The sequence below is a fragment of the Streptomyces sp. NPDC057302 genome (assembly GCF_042667685.1).
Lineage (GTDB): Bacteria > Actinomycetota > Actinomycetes > Streptomycetales > Streptomycetaceae > Streptomyces.
Genome location: NZ_JBHUZJ010000020.1, coordinates 20,619 through 38,522, shown reverse-complemented (window position 1 = coordinate 38,522; position 17,904 = coordinate 20,619). Strand labels below are relative to the sequence as shown.

General features: G+C 71.0%; 17 protein-coding genes. 9 read left to right on the top strand and 8 right to left on the bottom strand.

All coding sequences use genetic code 11. The features are described from left to right. Window positions 1–104: 104 nt before the first annotated feature. The 5 genes from argC to ACFUPX_RS16950 are packed head-to-tail and all read left to right on the top strand — an operon-like array spanning window position 105 to window position 5,025. A complete protein-coding gene (gene argC / locus ACFUPX_RS16970) occupies window positions 105–1,145 on the top strand; it encodes an N-acetyl-gamma-glutamyl-phosphate reductase (protein WP_383322203.1) in 1,041 nt (346 codons plus the stop codon). Beyond that, window positions 1,142–2,296: a bifunctional glutamate N-acetyltransferase/amino-acid acetyltransferase ArgJ gene (gene argJ, locus ACFUPX_RS16965; protein ID WP_383322200.1), complete on the top strand. Its 1,155-nt coding sequence runs from the start codon at window positions 1,142–1,144 to the stop codon at window positions 2,294–2,296. Before argC ends, argJ begins: the two co-directional genes overlap by 4 nt. Continuing rightward, complete coding sequence (gene argB / locus ACFUPX_RS16960; protein ID WP_383322197.1) at window positions 2,293–3,258, top strand: acetylglutamate kinase; 966 nt, start codon at window positions 2,293–2,295, stop codon at window positions 3,256–3,258. Before argJ ends, argB begins: the two co-directional genes overlap by 4 nt. Then, window positions 3,255–4,463, top strand: coding sequence for an acetylornithine transaminase (locus ACFUPX_RS16955; protein WP_383322194.1), 1,209 nt, complete (start codon window positions 3,255–3,257; stop codon window positions 4,461–4,463). Before argB ends, ACFUPX_RS16955 begins: the two co-directional genes overlap by 4 nt. Before the next feature lie 7 nt (window positions 4,464–4,470). Beyond that, window positions 4,471–5,025 carry an arginine repressor gene (locus ACFUPX_RS16950; RefSeq protein WP_365860134.1) on the top strand — a complete coding sequence of 185 codons (555 nt, stop codon included), beginning with the start codon at window positions 4,471–4,473 and terminating at the stop codon, window positions 5,023–5,025. A gap of 214 nt (window positions 5,026–5,239) precedes the next feature. Here ACFUPX_RS16950 and ACFUPX_RS16945 read toward each other — a convergent pair whose 3' ends face one another. The 7 genes from ACFUPX_RS16945 to ACFUPX_RS16915 all read right to left on the bottom strand — a co-directional run bounded on the left by ACFUPX_RS16945 (window position 5,240) and on the right by ACFUPX_RS16915 (window position 12,013). Next, window positions 5,240–6,214 (bottom strand): PfkB family carbohydrate kinase, encoded by a 975-nt coding sequence (locus ACFUPX_RS16945; RefSeq protein WP_383322191.1) that lies wholly within the window; start codon window positions 6,212–6,214, stop codon window positions 5,240–5,242. After that, window positions 6,211–7,677 carry a purine-cytosine permease family protein gene (locus ACFUPX_RS16940; protein WP_383322188.1) on the bottom strand — a complete coding sequence of 489 codons (1,467 nt, stop codon included), beginning with the start codon at window positions 7,675–7,677 and terminating at the stop codon, window positions 6,211–6,213. The genes ACFUPX_RS16945 and ACFUPX_RS16940 overlap by 4 nt, the downstream gene beginning before the upstream one ends. A 61-nt stretch (window positions 7,678–7,738) precedes the next feature. Beyond that, a complete protein-coding gene (locus ACFUPX_RS16935; RefSeq protein ID WP_383322185.1) occupies window positions 7,739–8,752 on the bottom strand; it encodes an ADP-ribosylglycohydrolase family protein in 1,014 nt (337 codons plus the stop codon). Continuing rightward, window positions 8,749–9,468: a GntR family transcriptional regulator gene (locus ACFUPX_RS16930; RefSeq protein ID WP_383322182.1), complete on the bottom strand. Its 720-nt coding sequence runs from the start codon at window positions 9,466–9,468 to the stop codon at window positions 8,749–8,751. The genes ACFUPX_RS16935 and ACFUPX_RS16930 overlap by 4 nt, the downstream gene beginning before the upstream one ends. A 115-nt stretch (window positions 9,469–9,583) precedes the next feature. After that, complete coding sequence (locus ACFUPX_RS16925) at window positions 9,584–10,600, bottom strand: bile acid:sodium symporter family protein (RefSeq protein ID WP_383322179.1); 1,017 nt, start codon at window positions 10,598–10,600, stop codon at window positions 9,584–9,586. Between the two features lie 108 nt (window positions 10,601–10,708). Beyond that, the gene (locus ACFUPX_RS16920; protein WP_383322176.1) at window positions 10,709–11,425 is read right to left on the bottom strand and encodes a L,D-transpeptidase; all 717 of its coding nucleotides are present in this window, start codon (window positions 11,423–11,425) and stop codon (window positions 10,709–10,711) included. Between the two features lie 3 nt (window positions 11,426–11,428). Further along, the gene (locus ACFUPX_RS16915) at window positions 11,429–12,013 is read right to left on the bottom strand and encodes a pyridoxamine 5'-phosphate oxidase family protein (RefSeq protein WP_383322173.1); all 585 of its coding nucleotides are present in this window, start codon (window positions 12,011–12,013) and stop codon (window positions 11,429–11,431) included. Window positions 12,014–12,152: 139 nt separating this feature from the next. Here ACFUPX_RS16915 and argH point away from each other — a divergent pair, with 139 nt between their 5' ends. The 4 genes from argH to ACFUPX_RS16895 all read left to right on the top strand — a co-directional run bounded on the left by argH (window position 12,153) and on the right by ACFUPX_RS16895 (window position 16,817). Beyond that, entirely contained in the window at window positions 12,153–13,583 is a 1,431-nt protein-coding gene (gene argH, locus ACFUPX_RS16910) for an argininosuccinate lyase (RefSeq protein ID WP_383322170.1), read from the top strand. 88 nt (window positions 13,584–13,671) lie between these two features. Then, a complete protein-coding gene (locus ACFUPX_RS16905) occupies window positions 13,672–14,646 on the top strand; it encodes an aldo/keto reductase (protein WP_383322167.1) in 975 nt (324 codons plus the stop codon). Window positions 14,647–14,727: 81 nt separating this feature from the next. Next, window positions 14,728–15,279: a TetR/AcrR family transcriptional regulator gene (locus tag ACFUPX_RS16900; protein WP_383322164.1), complete on the top strand. Its 552-nt coding sequence runs from the start codon at window positions 14,728–14,730 to the stop codon at window positions 15,277–15,279. Then, window positions 15,276–16,817, top strand: a complete 1,542-nt coding sequence (locus ACFUPX_RS16895; RefSeq protein ID WP_383322161.1) for an MFS transporter — start codon at window positions 15,276–15,278, stop codon at window positions 16,815–16,817. Before ACFUPX_RS16900 ends, ACFUPX_RS16895 begins: the two co-directional genes overlap by 4 nt. 129 nt (window positions 16,818–16,946) lie before the next feature. Here ACFUPX_RS16895 and ACFUPX_RS16890 read toward each other — a convergent pair whose 3' ends face one another. Beyond that, window positions 16,947–17,567 (bottom strand): lysophospholipid acyltransferase family protein, encoded by a 621-nt coding sequence (locus tag ACFUPX_RS16890; protein ID WP_383322158.1) that lies wholly within the window; start codon window positions 17,565–17,567, stop codon window positions 16,947–16,949. Window positions 17,568–17,904: the final 337 nt, after the last annotated feature.

Here is a 17,904-nt window from a genome sequence, read left to right as displayed (position 1 = left end):
CAGATTAGACAGACAGGTCTACTCAGGTCAAGCGGGAGGGGGGTTCGCTCGTTGCATAAAACTGCGGCTTTGCGTATAGTCATGCTCTCCAAGAGGAGGGTTCCATGGCGGTACGTGCAGCAGTGGCAGGAGCGAGCGGGTACGCGGGCGGTGAATTGCTGCGTCTGCTGCTCGTCCACCCCGAGGTGGAGATCGGCGCCCTGACGGGCAACTCGAACGCGGGCCAGCGCCTGGGCGCGCTGCAGCCGCACCTGATGCCGCTCGCCGACCGCGTCCTGGAGCCGACCACCGCCGAGGTCCTCGCCGGTCAGGGCCGTCGGCATGACGTCGTCTTCCTCGCCCTGCCCCACGGCCAGTCCGCCGCCGTCGCCGAGCAGCTCGGCCCGGACGTCCTCGTGGTCGACATGGGCGCCGACTTCCGGCTGAAGGACGCGGCCGACTGGGAGAAGTTCTACGGCAGCGAGCACGCCGGGACCTGGCCCTACGGCCTGCCCGAACTGCCGGGCGCCCGCGCGGCTCTCGCGGGGTCCAAGCGCATCGCCGTGCCCGGCTGCTATCCCACGGCCGTTTCGCTCGCCCTCTTCCCCGCGTACGCCGCCGGGCTCGCCGAGGCCGAAGCGGTGATCGTCGCCGCTACCGGGACCTCGGGCGCGGGCAAGGCGCTCAAGCCGCACCTGCTGGGCTCCGAGGTCATGGGCTCCATGTCGCCGTACGGCGTGGGCGGCGTCCACCGGCACACCCCGGAGATGATCCAGAACCTCTCCGCCGCCGCGGGCACCCCCGTCACCGTCTCCTTCACGCCCACCCTCGCCCCGATGCCGCGCGGCATCCTCGCCACGTGCAGCGCGAAGGCGACGGCCGGCGTCACCGCCGAATCCCTGCGGGCCGCGTACGAGAAGGCCTACGCGGACGAGCCCTTCGTGCACGTGCTCCCCGAGGGGCAGTGGCCGGCGACGGCCGCCGTGTACGGCTCGAACGCCGTGCAGATCCAGGTCGCGTACGACGAGGCGGCGGGCCGCGTCATCGTGATCAGCGCCATCGACAACCTCACCAAGGGCACCGCGGGCGGCGCCCTGCAGAGCATGAACATCGCACTCGGCCTCGACGAGGCCACCGGGCTCACCACGATCGGAGTGGCACCGTGAGCGTCACGGCAGCACAGGGATTCACGGCGGCGGGCATCGCCGCCGGGATCAAGGAGAACGGCAACCCGGACCTGGCCCTCGTGGTCAACACCGGGCCCCGCCTGGCCGCCGCGGGCGTCTTCACCTCCAACCGCGTCAAGGCCGCCCCCGTCCTCTGGTCGGAGCAGGTCGTCAAGGGCGGGCTCGTCTCGGCCGTCGTCCTCAACTCCGGTGGCGCCAACGCCTGTACGGGCCCGCGGGGCTTCCAGGACACGCACGCGACCGCCGAGAAGGTCGCCGAGACCCTCGACCTGAACGCGGGCGAGGTCGCCGTCGCGTCGACGGGACTCATCGGCGTCACGCTCCCCATGGACAAGCTCCTGCCGGGGGTCGAGAGCGCGGCCGGTGAACTCTCCGCGCACGGCGGCGAGAAGGCCGCCATCGCCATCAAGACCACCGACAGCGTGCACAAGACCGCCGTGGTCACCAAGGGCAGCTGGTCGGTCGGCGGCATGGCGAAGGGCGCGGGCATGCTCGCCCCCGGGCTCGCCACGATGCTCGTCGTGCTCACCACGGACGCCGACCTCGAAGCCGGTGTCCTGGACAAGGCGCTGCGCGACGCCACGAAGGTCACCTTCGACCGCGTCGACTCCGACGGCTGCATGTCGACGAACGACACGGTGCTCCTGCTGGCCTCCGGCGCCTCTCAAGTCGTCCCTCAGTACGACGAGTTCGCCGACGCCGTCCGCGCCGTCTGCGACGACCTCGCCCGCCAGCTCATCGGCGACGCCGAGGGCGCGAGCAAGGACATCCGGATCGAGGTCGTCAACGCCGCTTCGGAGGACGACGGCGTCGAGGTGGGCCGCTCCATCGCCCGCAACAACCTCCTCAAGTGCGCCCTGCACGGCGAGGACCCCAACTGGGGCCGGGTGCTCTCCGCGATCGGCACCACGAAGGCCGCCTTCGAGCCCGACCAGCTGAACGTCGCCATCAACGACGTCTGGGTCTGCAAGAACGGCAGCGTGGGCGAGGACCGCGACCTCGTCGACATGCGCTACCGCGAGATCAAGATCACCGCGGATCTGGCGGCAGGCACCGCCGAGCCCGTCGTGATCTGGGCCAACGACCTCACCGCCGACTACGTCCACGAGAACAGCGCGTACTCCTCATGAGCAGTGACACGAGCGGCAATCCGAGCGACGGCGTGAGCGGCAACCCGACCGCACGCAAGCACACCGCGCTCCCCAAGGCGCAGATCCTCATCGAGGCGCTGCCCTGGCTGACCCGGCACCGCGGCAAGACCGTCGTCATCAAGTTCGGCGGCAACGCCATGATCGACGAGGAGCTGAAAGCCGCCTTCGCGCAGGACGTCGTCTTCCTGCACCACGCGGGCCTCAAGCCCGTCGTCGTGCACGGCGGCGGACCGCAGATCAGCGCGGCCCTCGAACGGCACGGCATCGTCAGCGAGTTCAAGGCGGGCCTGCGGGTCACCACCGAGGACGCCATGGACGTCGTACGCATGGTGCTCGCGGGACAGGTCCAGCGCGAGCTGGTCGGGCTGCTCAACCAGCACGGCCCGCTCGCCGTCGGCCTCACCGGCGAGGACGCGCACACCATCACCGCCACCAAGCACCAGCCCCGTATCGAGGGCGAGTTGGTCGACATCGGCCGCGTCGGCGAGATCACCGAGATCGACACCGGCGCCATCGAAGCCCTGCTCGCTGACGGCCGTATCCCGGTCGTCTCCTCGATCGCCCGCTCCCAGGACGACGGACATGTCTACAACGTCAATGCTGATACGGCGGCTGCGGCACTTGCGGCTGCGCTGGACGCAGAGACCCTCATGGTCCTCACGGACGTCGAGGGCCTCTATGAGGACTGGCCCCACAGCGACGAGGTGATCAGCCGCCTGACCGCGAAGGAACTGGAGAAGCTCCTTCCCGAGCTGGCCAGCGGCATGGTCCCCAAGATGGAGGGCTGCCTGCACGCCGTACGCAACGGCGTCGAGACGGCCCGCGTGATCGACGGGCGGGTCCAGCACTCGATCCTGCTGGAGATCTTCACCGACGAGGGCATCGGCACGATGGTCGTGCCGGACGCACCTGTGGACGACATGAAGGGGGAAGCGGCATGACCGGCAACGAGGAGCTGACCCAGCGCTGGCGGGACGCGCTGATGGACAACTACGGCACGCCCAGGCTGCCCCTCGTCCGCGGCGCGGGCAGCAAGCTGTGGGACGCCGACGGCAAGGAGTACGTCGACTTCGTCGGCGGCATCGCCGTCAACGCGCTCGGCCACGCGCACCCGGCGGTCGTCGAGGCGGTCAGCACCCAGATCGCGTCCCTCGGCCATGTCTCGAACCTCTTCATCGCCGAGCCGCCGGTCGCGCTCGCCGAGCGGCTGCTCCAGCTCTTCGGACGCGCGGGGCGGGTGTACTTCTGCAACTCCGGCGCCGAGGCCAACGAAGGCGCCTTCAAGATCGGCCGCCTGACGGGCCGTTCGCACATGGTCGCCACGGACGGCGGGTTCCACGGCCGGACCATGGGAGCGCTCGCGCTCACCGGCCAGCCGGGGAAGCAGGAGCCGTTCCTGCCGCTGCCCGGTGACGTCACACATGTCCCGTACGGGGACGTGGAGGCCCTGCGGTCCGCGGTCACCGAAGAGACCGCCCTCGTCATCATCGAACCGATCCAGGGCGAGAACGGCGTCATCGTGCCGCCCGCGGGCTACCTCAAGGCGGCTCGCGACATCACCGCGGCCACCGGAACCCTCCTCGTCCTCGACGAGGTGCAGACCGCAATCGGCCGTACGGGCCACTGGTTCGAGTACCTCGCGCACGAGGGCGTGCAGCCCGACGTCGTCACGCTCGCGAAGGGTCTGGGCGGTGGCCTTCCGCTCGGCGCCACGGTCGCCTTCGGCGCGGCGGCCGAGCTCCTCAAGCCCGGTCACCACGGAACGACGTTCGGCGGGAACCCCGTGGCATGCGCCGCGGGACTCGCGGTGCTTAACACGATCGATGCCGACGGGCTCCTGGAGAACGTGAAGCGGGCGAGCGAGAAGCTGCGCGACGGAATCGAGTCACTGGGACACCCGCTCGTGGGCCATGTCCGGGGTGCGGGCCTGCTGCTGGGTATCGTGCTCACCGAGCCGCTCGCGCCCCAGGCGCAGCAGGCGGCTCAGGACGCCGGCTTCCTGGTGAACGCGCCCGCCCCCGATGTCGTACGGCTGATGCCGCCGCTGAACGTGCGCGACGACGAGGTGGACGCGTTCCTCCGGGCCCTGCCCGGCGTGCTTGACCAGGCCACCGCGGCCGACGGGGACGGACGATCCGGAGAATGAGACGACGATGAGCCAGGCGCAAGGCAACGAGCACGTGGAACACCCGGATCACGCCGGGCCCGCGGTGCCGCAGACCCGCACCGCACGCCACCGCCGGATCGTGGACATTCTCAACCGGCAGCCCGTGCGCTCCCAGAGCCAGCTGGCGAAGCTGCTCGCCGACGACGGCCTCACGGTCACGCAGGCGACGCTCTCGCGGGACCTGGACGAGCTGAACGCCGTGAAGATCCGCAATGCCGAGGGCGATCTCATCTACGCGGTGCCGAGCGAGGGCGGCTTCCGCACGCCGCGGGCCCCCCTGGGGGAGTCCGCCAAGGAGGAGCGGATGCGCCGCCTCTCCGCGGAGCTCCTGATCTCCGCGGAGGCCTCGGCCAACCTGGTCGTCCTGCGGACGCCGCCGGGGGCCGCCCAGTTCCTGGCCTCGGCGATCGACCAGGCGGAGCTGCACGACATCCTGGGGACGATCGCGGGGGACGACACACTGATGCTGATCAGCCGGGAGGCCACGGGGGGTCAGGCGCTGGCGGATCATCTGCTGCGGCTGGCTTCGAACGAGCACTGATCCGTCCCCAACCCCGCCCCTTCCCGAGAACCCGCTCTGGCGCGGGGGCCTTGGTTGCCGTTGATCACCGGCTTCGCCGAGTTCGTCCTCAATCGCCGGACAGGCTGAAAGATTTCAGCCTGTCCGGCGATTGAGGACATCTTGTTCGGGGTGTGGGGCGGAGCCCCAGTTTCGGGTAGGGGTGGGACTGGGGAAAGCCCCGCAGGGCCCGCCCCTACCCCAGCACCCCACCCAGCGGGTCGTCCCCCAAGAAGGCCACCAGCTCCGGCAGTCCCGGCGAGGTGGCCGGCCCCCGCCGCGTCACCGCGTAAGCCGCCGCCGCGTTCGCACCACGCGCCGCCGTGAGCGGATCGAGACCCCGCCCCAACAGGGCGAGGAACGCACCGACATGGGCATCCCCGGCGCCATTGCTGTCCACCGCGTCCACGGGGAACCCGGGCACGTGCACCACCTCGTCCGAGCCCGGCGCAGCCAACCAGCACCCGTCCTTGTCGGCCCGCACCAGCACCCCCGCCCCCGGCGCGAGCCGCCCCCGCAGGGCGGCAGCCGCCTCCTGCGGAAGAGAGTGGCCCGTCATCAGGCGTGCCTCCCGCGCGTTGCAGCTCAGCCAGTCGGTCCGCGCGAGGACCGGGTCGAGGAGGGGCGCGGGGATGTCGGCGACCAACGGCCCCGGGTCGAAACAGACGCGGACCTCAGCAGGCAGCGCCGCCGCGAAGGCGGAGAGCAGCGGGCCGTTGATCTCCATCACGAGGCTGTACCCGGAGAGCTGGACCGTGTCGCCGGGCCGCAGCGACCCCGCGACGACAGCCGTCTCCGCCGCCGTCATCCGCGCGTCCACGCCGAAGCTGGTCACGAACGTCCGCTCGCCCCCGGAATCCACCAAGGCCACACAGAACCCCGTGTCCCCGTCCCTGCGCACCGGGTGCAGGGTCGCGACGCCTTCGTCGGCGAGGGCACGGCGTACGAGATCCCCGTACGGGCCGGTGCCGTGCAGGCCCGCGTACACCGTGTCCGCTCCCAGGCGACGCGCCGCCGTCAGGGCGTTGAAGCCGCCGCCCGCGTACAGCTCCGTACGGGAGCCGATGACGTCGCCGCCCCGTTCAGGCAGTGCGGGGACCTCGATGACGAGGTCGGCGATGACGTTCCCCGCGAGGACGAGACGGGGGGAAGGCGATGCGGTGGTGTTCATCGGACGGACTCCTCAAGCAGGGCGGAGGCTGTGGCGGGGGTGGCCGAGTGACGTCGGCCGAGGGCGGCGTACACCGCCGCGCCCACCGCCATCGAGACCGCCCAGCCCAGGCCGTTGACGCCCGGCCAGGTGTCGGCGAGCGGACCGGAGAACCACACGTCGTCCGCGCCGGTCCCGGCGGTCGTGAACAGGAGCCCCGACACGATCGCCGCCACCCAGGCGAGCACGGCGCGCAGGCGGAAGCCGCCGGTGTACCAGTAGCGGCTGGTCCGCGAGGTGTCCATCAGGGCGTCCGAGTCGTAGTCGCGGCCCCGCAGCATGTCGACCGCGATCACCCCGATCCAGGCGGAGATGGGCACGGCGAGCAGCGTCAGGAAGGTGGAGAACGGGCCGTAGAAGTCGTCCGCGATCAGCATGAAGTAGATGCCGCCGAGGAACATCAGCACGATGTCGATGACCACGGCCCAGGCCCGCGGCACCCGCAGACCCAGCGTGATCATGGTGAGGCCCGCGGAGTACGTCGACAGGTGGTTCGACATGAGCAGGCCGCCGAAGGCCGCGATCAGATACGGGATCGCCATCCAGGACGGCAGCATCGCGTTGATCGCCGAGACCGGGTCGGAGGAGGTCGCCAGGGACGGGTCGCCCGCCGTCAGGAGCGAGCCGAGCGAGATGAGCAGGACGAGCGGGATGCCCGCGCCGAAGGCCGACGCGGTGACCAGGCGGCGCCCCGGGATCGTACGGGGCAGGTAACGGGCGTAGTCCGCACCGGCGTTGGCCCAGCCGATGCCCGTGCCCGCGGCGATGAAGCCGATGCCCGCGATGACTCCGCTGGACGGTCCCGCCGGGGCTTCGAGCACCTTCGACCAGTCGACGGTCGCGACCAGGAAACCCATCACGATCAGGTTCAGTACGCCGAAGAGAACCGTCGCCCACTTGTTGATCCACATGATCGTGGCGTGCCCGAGGCCGCTGATCAGCAGCGTGCAGGCGATGAAGACCAGCAGACAGAGCACGGTCAGGAAGGAGTTCTGGTCGACGCCGAAGGCCACGCCGAGGAGGGCGAGCAGCGCGTACGCCGCCGTGGTCGTCGTGATCGTCTCCCAGCCGACCCGGCTCAGCCAGCTGACCAGCGTCGGGCCCGCGTTGCCGCGCTGCCCGAACACCGAGCGGGAGAGCGTGAGCGCGGGCGCCCCGCCCTTCTTGCCGGCCAGGCTCAACGCCCCCACCAGCGCGAACGATCCGAACGAGCCGACGATCGCGACCAGCGCCGCCTGCCAGATGTTCAGTCCGCGAAAGGCGACGAGCGTCGCGCCGAGCGGTAGCCCGAGGATCGAGATGTTGGCGGCGAACCAGGTCCAGAACATCTGGCCCGCGTGGCCATGACGCTCACTGTCGGGGACCGGCTCGATCCCTCGGGTCTCTACGGTGCCGACCGACACGTTCTTCGTTGAAGCGGTCATGACGGGACCTCCTTGCGCGGTACGTGGGGGTGGGGCGGGGGAGTCGTACGGGAGCGGAGATTCAGCGGTGGGTGAGCAACTGGGCCGTCAGCGGCTCCAGTTCGAGGCTGTTGACCGTGCGCAGGGTGCGTACGGCGTCGGCGGGCAGGCCCGAGAGTCCGTGCACCGATCCGGCGATCGCGCCCGCGATCGCGCCGATCGTGTCGCTGTCGCCGCCGAGGTTCGCGGCGAGCAGCGTGCTGCGCCAGGGGTCGCCGCCGGTCAGCGCGAGCACCGCGAACGCCGCGGGCACCGACTCCTGGCTGGCCACGCTGGTGCCGATGAGCGCGACGACGCGGTCGACGGCCGTGGCCTCGTCCAGGCCGTCCACCAGCTCGCGGGCCCAGGCGATCCGGGCGGCGATGTCGGCGCCCGCGACCCAGTTGCCGCGCCGGGCACCGGCCGCAGCGGCGGTGATCGCGGCGTCGAAGGCATCGTCGAGCGTGCCGCCCTCGACGCCCGTGCTCACCGCGGCCGCGACGGCCGCCGCGCCCGCGATGCCGATGTTCGTGTCATGGGTGACCTGGCAGGACTCCACGACCCGGTCGAGGAAGTCCGGCAGCGGATCGGCGGCGAAGGCGATGCCGACCGGGGTGACGCGCATGGCGGCGCCGTTGGTCGTGCCGTACCTGCCCGCCTCCTTCGGGTCGGTGCCGCCCGCGACGGCGTCCAGGGCCGCCTTGGTGGACGGACCGAGCAGGTCGAAGGAGCCCTTGGCCTTCATCTCGCGCTCCCAGGAGAGCAGCGCCTCGGCGAACCGCAGCGGGGCGATGTGGCCGCCGCCCTCGACGAGGAGGCGCGCCACGATGACCGCCTGGTCGGTGTCGTCGGTGACGGAACCGGCCCGCATGCCCGCGCTCACGGGGTTGTCCGACCGGGAGGCTTCGAATCCGGTGACATTGCCGTAGACGCGTACGACGTCGGCGCGGGACATGATCTGCGTCGGCATGCCCAGGGCGTCGCCGAGCGCGAGTCCGTAGAAGGCGCCGAGCGCGCGGTCGAGAAGGGTGGGCAGGGCGGGGGGTGCTGTGGTCATGAGTGGCCTCCTCGGCCGGTGCGTACGTGCAGTTGGAACCGTGACGGGTCGAGCAGGCTCGTCACCTGCTCCACGACCTCCCCGTCGGCGTCGCGGAAGACCTGGGCGAGCCGGATGAACGGCTCGCCAGGGGAGCGGTGGAGCAGCCCCGCGTCCTCGTCGCCGAGGCCGGAGACCGTGATGTGGGCGTCGCTGGACGCGGCGATGTGGCCCGCTGCGATCAGTGTCCGGTTCAGCGATCCGCCGTCCAGGCCCCGCTCGGGCAGATCGGCGAGGGCGGGCACCGCGGGGACACGGCTGCGCTCCAGTGAGACACCGGAGCCGTCGGGCAGTCGCCTGACGCGGTCCAGGGCGATGAAGTGCGCTGCCGTCAGGCCGAGTTCGGCGGCGAGCTCCGGGTCGGCGATCCGCTCGAAGCGCAGGGTGTCCGTGGCGAGGGCGGTGCCCTGGTCGGCGAGGGCCCGGGTCCAGCCGAGCTGCTGGTCGAGCGGGGTGCCGTCGAACGTGACGATCGAACCGATGCCGGCGTGCGTCTCGATGAGCCCCTGCTCGCCGAGCGCGCTCAGCGCCTGGCGCACGGTGGTGCGACTGACCCCGAACCGCTCCCGCAGGGCGTGCTCGCCGGGGAGGCGGCTGCCGTCGGCGTGCACCCCGGCGCGGATCTCGTCGGCGAGTACGTGCGCGACGCGATGGTGTTTATGAACCTGTCCAGGCATGTCTAGAAGGTAAGCGGAGCTGATCCGTCCCGTCTACGTCTGCCGGAAGATTCTTTTGCCGGAAGCTTCTTTGCGGACGCCGGACGCCGGACGCCGGACGCCGGACGCGTGCCCGTCAGGCCTGCTGGACGGGCACGCTCTGCTGCTCGGTGTGCTGTTCGCCCTGTCGCTCCGTGCGCCGCGCCCGGTGCGACATCCAGGCGGCGACCAGCGCCCCCGACACGTTGTGCCACACGGAGAACACGGCGGCGGGCAGCGCGGCCAGCGGGCTGAAGTGGGCCGTGGCGAGCGACGCGGCGAGCCCCGAGTTCTGCATCCCGACCTCGAAGGCCATGGCGCGCGATGCGGGCGGGCCCAGGCGGGCCAGCTTGCCCGCGCCGTAGCCGAGCGCCAGGCCGAGGCCGTTGTGCAGGACGACGGCGACGAACACGAGCAGGGCGGCCGACTTGATGGCCGCCGCGCTACCCGCGACCACCACGGCCACGATGACGGCGATCGTCAGGGCGGAGAGCCACGGAAGGGCGCTGAGGACCCGCCCGATGTAGCGGCCGAAGAGCAGGCGCACCACGAGACCGGCCAGCACCGGAAGCAGCACGGTCTTGAGGATGTCCGTGACCATCGAGCCCGCGTCCACGGGCAGGTACTCGCCCGCGAGGAGCAGCGTGAGGGGCGGCGTGATGAGCGGCGCGAGCACGGTCGAGACGGTGGCGACGGACACGGACAGTGCCACGTCGCCGCGCGCCAGATAGGTCACGACGTTGGACGCGGTCCCGCTCGGCGCGCAGCCGACGAGGATGACACCGGCCGCCAGCTGGGGCGAGAGCCCGAGCGCGTGGGCGATGAGCCAGCCGAGCCCCGGCATGATCACGTAGTGCGCGACCAGACCGAGCGCGACGGCCCAGGGCCGCTTGACGACGCCCTGGAAGTCCAGCGGGGTCATGGTGAGCCCCATGCAGAACATCACGAGCCCCAGGAGGTACGGGACGTTCGTGCCCCAGTCCTTGAAGGCGTCCGGCGCCATCAGGCCGAGCGCGCCGGCGGCGAGCACGAGGACGGGGAAGACGGTGACGGCGAGGCGCGCCGCCTTGTCGCCGCTGTCCGTGGGGCTGGGGATCGTCTGTTCGGTCTGCACCCGGCGATGCAACGCCGCCGCGTGGTGGAGGCGCAAACCCGTCTCGATATGTGGTCGCTACACGAAGCTGCCAGGGTCGCTCTGTGCCGGCGGTGCCGGCGGAGCCGTTCAGTACCGCGTGATGGCGGTGCCCCCCGAAGCCGTCCCGATCGCCATGTGCGGCCGCCGGTCGGGCTCGGCCCACCGCAGGATCCGCCGCATCGCGTCCCCGGAGACCGACACGCAGCCCGCCGTCGCCCCGCGCCCGTTGACGTGCAGGAAGATCCCGGCGCCGCGCCCGCGCACCGGGCGGTCGTAGTTGAAGCCGATCACCAGGGCGTGCGCGTACTGGGCCTCGTAGGTGATGAGGTGCTCGGACTCGGCGGCGCGGCAGTCCGCGGGGCGGGGCTGGGTCCAGCGGTTGTAGGAGCGGGACTTGTTGTCCTGGCACCACCAGGAGTTCTTCGTGACGCGGCGGTAGGGGTAGCCGGTGCCGGGCGGTGCGGCCTTGATGCCGAAGGCGTACGGCAGGCGGAAGAGCCCGGTGGGCGTCGTGTTGGTCCCCTGCTCGCGGGAGCCGCCCTCCGTCAGGCCCTTCGCGCCGAACCGCGCGGACGCCGAGCCGGACTTCGCCCACCGCCCGCCGCGCCGCTCCCACCAGGTGAGCGTGCCGGTGGTGGAGCCGGTGTGCGCGGCCCGCGCGGTGATGAGCTGGGTTCCGCCGCCCGTGTCCGCCATGCGCGCGGGCAGCGGTGGTTTCGCGCCGGGCGCGGCGGCGCCGAGGGCGCAGGTGGCCGCGAGGACGAGGGCTGCTGCGGACGCGAGGGCGGCGGCACGGGGGCGCATGGCTCAGACGGTAGTGGGAGGCAGGGGCAGCGGCACTCCCGGCAGGCCGTCGATACTCCGTGCGATCTGCCGCTTGGTGAAGTACTCGCTCAGCGAGGCGTCGTCCTCGCGCGCGAAGCGCTTGCCGTGCAGGTCGCGGTCCTCGTCGTACGACATGAAGGGCACCGCGTATCCACAGCTGTCACGGACGAGTTCGGCCGTCACGACGATGATCGCGCGCAGGCCGTGCGGGGTCGGGTCGATGCCGGGGAAGTGCCCGAGCAGTTCGGCCCAGCGCGGGTCGTCACGGAAGACGGGTTCGCCGCGGCCGTGCACCCGGACGATGTTGGGCGGGCCCTGGAAGGCGCACCACATCAGGGTGATGCGGCCGTTCTCGCGCAGGTGCGCGACTGTTTCCGCGGTGCTGCCCGCGAAGTCCAGGTAGGCCACGGTGTGTTCGTCGACGACGGCGAACGAGCCGGTGAGACCTTTGGGGGAGAGATTGACCGTGCCGTCGCCGGAGAGGGGGGCGGTGGCGGTGAAGAAGAGGGGCTGGGCCTCGATGAACTTGCGGAGTCTGCCGTCTATGCGTTCGTAAGTCTTTCCCATGTCTAAGGATTATTCATCAGAGATATTTCGCTTGTCTAACGACTTGTGGGTGGGTCTCGCTCTGTGGCTGAATTGACGGAACATACGGAGCACTGCATACTCATGCATGACGGCGATTGCAGGGTAAGGAGCACGTGAAGTGAGCAGCAACAACGGCGGTGACGTCCGGCTCTGGGGCGGCCGGTTCGCGGACGGCCCGGCAGAGGCCCTGGCCAAGCTGTCGGCATCGGTCCACTTCGACTGGTGCCTCGCGCCCTACGACATCGCCGGATCCCGTGCCCACGCGCGCGTGCTCCACAAGGCGGGGCTCCTCACCGTGGACGAGCTGACCCGCATGCTGGCCGGGCTCGACCAGCTCGAGACCGACGTGGCGTCGGGCGAGTTCGTCGGCACCATCGCGGACGAGGACGTGCACACCGCCCTGGAGCGCGGCCTCCTGGAGCGGCTCGGCCCGGACCTCGGCGGCAAGCTCCGCGCGGGCCGTTCGCGCAACGACCAGGTGGCGACGCTCTTCCGGATGTACCTGCGGGACCACGCCCGGATCATCGGCGGCCTGATCGCCGACCTCCAGGGCGCGCTCGTCGGCCTCGCCGAGGCGCACCCCGGCGTCGCCATGCCGGGGCGCACGCACCTCCAGCACGCCCAGCCCGTGCTCTTCGCGCACCACGTACTCGCGCACGTCCAGTCCCTCTCCCGGGACGCCGAGCGCCTGCGGCAGTGGGACGAGCGGACGGCCGTGTCGCCGTACGGCTCGGGCGCCCTCGCGGGATCCTCCCTCGGTCTCGACCCCGAGGCGGTCGCCGCGGACCTCGGCTTCGAGCGCGGCTCGGCGGCCAACTCGATCGACGGGACGGCGTCGCGGGACTTCGCCGCGGAGTTCGCCTTCATCACCGCGATGATCGGCGTGAATCTCTCCCGGATCGCCGAGGAGATCATCCTCTGGAACACGAAGGAGTTCTCCTTCGTCACGCTCCACGACGCCTTCTCGACCGGCTCGTCGATCATGCCGCAGAAGAAGAACCCGGACATCGCCGAGCTGGCACGCGGCAAGTCGGGCCGCCTCATCGGCAACCTGACCGGACTGATGGCGACGCTCAAGGCGCTCCCGCTCGCGTACAACCGCGACCTCCAGGAGGACAAGGAGCCGGTCTTCGACTCCTGCGACCAGCTGGAGGTCCTGCTGCCCGCCTTCACCGGCATGATGGCGACGCTCACCGTGCACCGCGAGCGCATGGAGGAGCTGGCCCCGGCCGGTTTCTCGCTCGCCACGGACATCGCCGAGTGGCTGGTCAGGCAGGGCGTGCCGTTCCGTGTGGCACATGAGGTCGCGGGCGAGTGCGTCAAGGAGTGCGAGGCGCAGGGCATCGAGCTCGACGAACTCACCGACGAGCAGTTCGCCAAGATCTCCGAGCACCTCACCCCCGAGGTCAGGACCGTCCTGAACGTCCCCGGCGCCCTGGCCTCCCGCAACGGCCGCGGCGGCACCGCCCCCTCGGCCGTCGCCGTCCAGCTCGCCGAGGTCAAGGCCGATCTGACGGTTCAGCAGGAGTGGGCCGCGGCGCGTAAGTGACGCCGGGGCAGCGCGTGCCGCGTTGACGTGGGCATCGCGGGTTACGTTGGTCGTTCTTCCGCAAGGAGCCGACCGAACGGAGCCCGCGATGCCCTTTTCCCGCCTGGCCGCAGCCACCACCCCCACCGCCCACATCGGCTTCGGCCTGGCCGCCGTCGGCAGGCCCGGCTACATCACGCTCGGCCGCGAGGCCGATCTGCCGCAGTCACGCAGCGTTGAGGCCCTGCGCGAGCGCTCCATCGAACTCCTGGACGCTGCCTACGCGTTGGGCGTCCGGTACTTCGACGTGGCGCGTTCCTACGGCCGCTCCGAGGAGTTCCTCGCCGACTGGCTGCACGCCAGGCCCGACATCCGTGACGTCGTGATCGGCAGCAAGTGGGGCTACACGTACACGGCCGCGTGGAACGCCGACGCCGCGCCCCCGCACGAGGTCAAGGACCACAGCGTCGCCGCGTACGTCCGCCAGCGCGAGGAGAGCGACCAGTTGCTCGGCGAGCGGCTCGACCTCTATCAGATCCACTCCGTGACACCGCGGAGCCCCGCCCTCACCGACAAGGAACTCCAGGCCGAACTCGCCGGGTTGGCGGCCGAGGGCGTGACGGTCGGACTTTCCGTCAGCGGCCCGGAGCAGGCGGCGGCCATCCGCGCCGCCCTCGAAGTGACCGTGGACGGCGAGCCCCTGTTCCGTACGGTCCAGGCCACGTACAACGCCCTGGAGACATCGGCGGGCCCCGCGCTCGCCGAGGCCCATGACGCGGGCCTCACCGTCCTGGTCAAGGAGGCCATGGCCAACGGGCGCCTTGCCGACCCGCACGCCCCCGCGGCCCTGCGTGAGATCGCCGCGGCGACCGGGCTCGGCTGCGACGCGGTCGCGCTCGCCCTGGTGCTGCGCCGGCCGTGGGCGGGGGTGGTCCTCTCCGGGGCCGCCACCTCCGTCCAGCTCGTCTCCAACCTGCACGCGGCGGCCGTCGACCTCGACGCGGAGCAGCTCGAGCGGCTCGCGGGCCTGGTGGAGGAGCCCGCCGCGTACTGGGAGCGGCGCGGACAGCTGCCCTGGCACTGAGTCCCCCTCCCAGGCGGCCTCTGGTGAGCGGTGCGCGTGTCGCGTGAGACAAATATGTCTCACATGGTCTAGGCTTGTCTCATGTCAGTCGATCGCGACCAGGTGCTGCGCAGTGCCGCGGCGCTCCTCACGCGCAAAGGCTCCGCCACGATGGACGAGGTGGCGCGCGCGGCGGGGATCAGCCGCGCCACCCTGCACCGCCACTTCGCGGGGCGCGACGCACTCGTACGCGCCCTGGAAGAGCTGGGCATCCAGGAGTGCGAGGCCGCCCTCGCCGCGGCCAGGCTCGGCGAGGACAGCGCCCACCAGGCGCTGCGCCGCCTGGTGAAGGAGATCCAGCCGGCCGCGGGACTGCTCGCGTTCCTCGTCACCGAGAACCAACTGTTCGAGGACGACGCGCAGCACGAGGGCTGGTCCCGGCTCGACGACAGCATCGGCGCGCTCTTCAGGCGCGGCCAGGAGAGCGGCGAGTTCCGCATCGACCTGAGCCCCGTCTGGCTCACGGAGGCGCTGTACGGCCTCATCGGCGCGGGCGCCTGGGCCGTCCTCGACGGCCGCGTGGCCGCCAAGGACTTCACACACATGATCGCCGAGCTGCTGATCGGCGGAGCACAACGGAGAGTGGAACCATGACCAGCATCGAACAGCGGACCGCGTCGGCGGAGGTCGAGCGCAGCCCCGGCCGCTGGCTCGCGCTCGCCGTCCTGGTGCTCGCCGTCCTGCTCGTCGCCGTGGACGCGACGGTGCTCGGCCTGGCCACGCCGTACATCAGCGAGGACCTCAAGCCGACCGGCACGCAGCTGCTGTGGATCGGCGACGTGTACTCGTTCGTCATCGCCGGTCTGCTCGTCTCCATGGGCAGCCTCGGCGACCGCATCGGCCGCAAGAAGCTCCTGCTGATCGGAGCCGTCGCCTTCGGCGGTGTCTCGGTCCTCAACGCGTACGCGACCACGCCCGAACTGCTCATGCTGGCCAGGGCGCTGCTCGGTGTCGCGGGCGCGACCCTGATGCCGTCCACGCTCGCGCTGATCCGCAACATCTTCCACGACCCGCGCGAGCGCAGCCTCGCGGTCGGCATCTGGGGCGCGATGGCGTCGGCGGGCGCCGCCGTCGGGCCCGTCGTCGGCGGTTTCCTGCTCGAACACTTCTGGTGGGGCTCGGTCTTCCTGATCAACCTGCCGGTGATGGCGGTCCTGGTGATCGTCGGCATCAAGTTCCTGCCCGAGTCGAAGAATCCGGCGCCGGGTCCGTGGGACCTGATCAGCGTCGTGCTCTCGCTCATCGGCATGATCGCCGTCGTGTACGCCATCAAGGAGGCGGCGGCGCACGGCATCCGCTGGGACGTCGGAGCGGCGGGCGTGCTCGGCGTGGCGGCCCTCACCTGGTTCGTACGACGCCAGCTCACCCTCAAGGCGCCTCTCCTGGACATGCGTCTCTTCCGCAACCGGGGGTTCTCCGGGGCGGTGCTCGCCGATCTCCTGACGGTCCTCGGGCTCTCGGGCCTGGTCTTCTTCCTCTCCCAGTTCCTGCAACTGGTCCAGGGAAGGCGGCCCTTCGAGGCGGGCCTCGCCGAGCTTCCCGCGGCGGTGGGCGCGGTGGCGGCCGGTCTGATCGCGGGCATGGTCGCGCGGCGGTTCTCCGTGCGCGCGGTGGTCGCCGGTGGACTCGCGGCGGTGGGCATCGCCCTCGCGGCGCTCACCACGCTGAGCCAGAGCACCGGGTATCCGCTGCTCGGCGCCTCGCTCCTGGTCGTCGGCATCGGCGCGGGGTTCTCGTTCACGGTGACCGCCGACGTCATCCTTTCCAGCGTGCCCAAGGAGCAGGCGGGCGCGGCGTCCGCGGTCTCCGAGACGGCGTACGAACTGGGCGCGGCGCTCGGCATCGCCCTGCTCGGCTCCATCGTGACGGGCGTCTACCGCGGCTTCACCGCCCCCGCGGGCACCCCGCCGGAGGTGGCGTCGGCCGCGCACGAATCGCTCGGCGGCGCGGTGGAGTCGACGGCGGGCCTCCCGGCCCACGAGTCCCAGGCCCTGCTCGCCTCGGCCCAGGACGCCTTCGTGGACGGCCTGCGGTTGGCCTCCGGCGTGGGGGCGGGGGTACTACTCGCCACCGCCGTGGCGGCGTGGTTCCTCCTGAAGGGTTCGAAGCTGGAGGACGGCCGGGCCCCGTAAGGGGCGCGGGGAGCTGCGCGACCAGCCACATACGGCCTGCAGAGAACACGAAACGCCCGCACTGGCGCCGAAGGGGCAAGCCCCTGGCGCCGGTGCGGGCGCAGGTCTACGCGAACGAGCCTCGCAGGCCTACGCGGCCTTCGCCTTCGTGGCGTACATGTCCACGTACTCCTGACCGGAGAGCTGCATGACCTCCGTCATCACGGAGTCCGTCACCGCCCGGAGCACATAGCGGTCGCGGTCCATGCCCTCGTACCGCGAGAACTCCATCGGCTCACCGAAGCGCACCGTCACGCGGCCCGGACGCGGGAGCCCCTTGCCGCCGGGCTGGAGCTTGTCCGTGCCGATCATCGCGAAGGGGACCACGGGCGCGCCGGTCATCAGGGTCAGCCGGGCGATGCCCGTGCGACCGCGGTACAGACGGCCGTCGGGGGAGCGGGTGCCCTCGGGGTAGATGCCGAAGAGCTTGCCCTCCTCCAGGACCCGGCGCCCGGTCATCAGGGCGGCGACACCGCCGTGGCCGCCGTCGCGGTCCACGGGGATCATTCCGGAGCCGGTGAAGAACCAGGCCATCAGGCGGCCCTTGATTCCCTTGCCCGTGACGTACTCGTCCTTGCCGATGAAGAACACCGGACGCGGGCAGACCAGGGGCATGATCATCGAGTCGATGAACGTGAGGTGGTTTCCGGCCATGATGACCGGACCGGTGCCCGGAATGTTCTCTGCGCCTTCCACCCGGGGGCGGAACATCAGACGCAAGATCGGTCCGAGCACAGCCTTGATGAGCGTGAGACGGGACAACGGGCCCTCCGGTGTCAACGGGTCGACGACGAGTATGTGCAGGTGAGGACGATACTCGCGGGTCCCCGCTCACCGCACATCGGGTTCACGCACTCGATACGCAGAGTTGACCTGGGTTTGCGTGGTGTTGCCCTTGGACCGCCCTCCTTGTGACGACGTTATCCCTGTGTGGGGCATGTGGCTCGTCCTAGTGGCCCTTGTCACGCACCGCGGTCACGCGCTGCCACGGAGTTCACGGCTCCGAAGGCGGACCGAAGACAACCGAACGGACCCCCTCCCGCACACC

Excerpts from the sequence above, each read along its gene's own strand:
- argC (WP_383322203.1), top strand. The coding sequence starts at position 105 with ATGGCGGTACGTGCAGCAGTGGCAGGAGCGAGCGGGTACGCGGGCGGT.
- argB (WP_383322197.1), top strand. The coding sequence starts at position 2,293 with ATGAGCAGTGACACGAGCGGCAATCCGAGCGACGGCGTGAGCGGCAAC.
- ACFUPX_RS16955 (WP_383322194.1), top strand. The coding sequence starts at position 3,255 with ATGACCGGCAACGAGGAGCTGACCCAGCGCTGGCGGGACGCGCTGATG.
- ACFUPX_RS16950 (WP_365860134.1), top strand. The coding sequence starts at position 4,471 with ATGAGCCAGGCGCAAGGCAACGAGCACGTGGAACACCCGGATCACGCC.
- ACFUPX_RS16945 (WP_383322191.1), bottom strand. The coding sequence starts at position 6,214 with ATGAACACCACCGCATCGCCTTCCCCCCGTCTCGTCCTCGCGGGGAAC.
- ACFUPX_RS16940 (WP_383322188.1), bottom strand. The coding sequence starts at position 7,677 with ATGACCGCTTCAACGAAGAACGTGTCGGTCGGCACCGTAGAGACCCGA.
- ACFUPX_RS16935 (WP_383322185.1), bottom strand. The coding sequence starts at position 8,752 with ATGACCACAGCACCCCCCGCCCTGCCCACCCTTCTCGACCGCGCGCTC.
- ACFUPX_RS16930 (WP_383322182.1), bottom strand. The coding sequence starts at position 9,468 with ATGCCTGGACAGGTTCATAAACACCATCGCGTCGCGCACGTACTCGCC.
- ACFUPX_RS16920 (WP_383322176.1), bottom strand. The coding sequence starts at position 11,425 with ATGCGCCCCCGTGCCGCCGCCCTCGCGTCCGCAGCAGCCCTCGTCCTC.
- ACFUPX_RS16915 (WP_383322173.1), bottom strand. The coding sequence starts at position 12,013 with ATGGGAAAGACTTACGAACGCATAGACGGCAGACTCCGCAAGTTCATC.
- ACFUPX_RS16905 (WP_383322167.1), top strand. The coding sequence starts at position 13,672 with ATGCCCTTTTCCCGCCTGGCCGCAGCCACCACCCCCACCGCCCACATC.
- ACFUPX_RS16900 (WP_383322164.1), top strand. The coding sequence starts at position 14,728 with ATGTCAGTCGATCGCGACCAGGTGCTGCGCAGTGCCGCGGCGCTCCTC.
- ACFUPX_RS16895 (WP_383322161.1), top strand. The coding sequence starts at position 15,276 with ATGACCAGCATCGAACAGCGGACCGCGTCGGCGGAGGTCGAGCGCAGC.
- ACFUPX_RS16890 (WP_383322158.1), bottom strand. The coding sequence starts at position 17,567 with ATGTTCCGCCCCCGGGTGGAAGGCGCAGAGAACATTCCGGGCACCGGT.